Source organism: Agathobaculum hominis, from assembly GCF_014288055.1.
GTDB classification, from domain to species: Bacteria; Bacillota; Clostridia; order Oscillospirales; family Butyricicoccaceae; genus Agathobaculum; species Agathobaculum hominis.
The window spans coordinates 1-821 of sequence record NZ_JACOPK010000020.1 but is presented as its reverse complement, the minus strand read 5'-3'; the positions used below and the strand labels follow the sequence as shown (position 1 = coordinate 821).

The window sequence follows — 821 nt, the reverse complement described above, 5'->3', positions numbered from 1 at the left end:
ACAATGGCTGATTTCAATAACACCAACCTCGCCGATTTTTCCGGCGTATGGGTATTCTGTGAGCAGCGTCAGGGCAAGCTGCAGCCGACCGTACTCGAGCTGATCTCCGAGGCACGCAAGCTGGCTGACGATATGGGCACCGAGGTTTGCGGCCTGCTGCTCGGCGGCAAGGGCGTAGCTGATTCCATGGCGAAGGAGCTGGGCGCTTACGGCGCTGACAAGGTTCTCGTCTGCGAGTCCGATCTGCTCGATACCTACACCACCGATGCTTACGCAAAGGTTATCTGCGACACCGTTATGGCTAAGAAGCCGGAGATCCTGCTGATCGCCGCTACCAACATTGGCCGTGACCTCGGCCCGCGCTGCGCAGCTCGTCTGCACACCGGTCTGACCGCAGACTGCACCCACCTCGACGTTGACGTTGAGAAGTACGCAGCATTCCTCAAGGAAGCTTCCACCCTGCCGCAGGCACAGCTGGACGCGCTCAACCGTGAGGACCGCAACCTGAAGATGACCCGTCCGGCATTCGGCGGCCATCTGATGGCTACCATCATCTGCCCGCGCTTCCGTCCGCAGATGGCGACCGTTCGTCCGGGCGTTCTGAAGAAGGGCGAGTACAACGAGGCTAAGGCTAACGCAGTAGTCGTTGAGCCGGTAGCTTTCGAGCTGTCCGATGCAGACATCAAGACCAAGGTTCTCGAGGTCGTTAAGGAAGCTAAGGAGCTGGTCGACCTGACCGGCGCTGAGGTAGTCGTATCCGTAGGCCGCGGCATCTCCAAGGACGTTGACACCGGCATCAAGCTGGCTGAAGAGCTGGCTGG

1 protein-coding gene is annotated in these 821 nt (G+C 59.8%); it reads left to right on the top strand.

The genetic code is table 11. The annotated features are described in order from the left end of the window. Positions 1–3: 3 nt before the first annotated feature. Positions 4–821, top strand: an 818-nt coding sequence (locus H8S02_RS12365; RefSeq protein ID WP_186970777.1) for an electron transfer flavoprotein subunit alpha/FixB family protein, incomplete at its 3' end; no start/stop codon positions are given.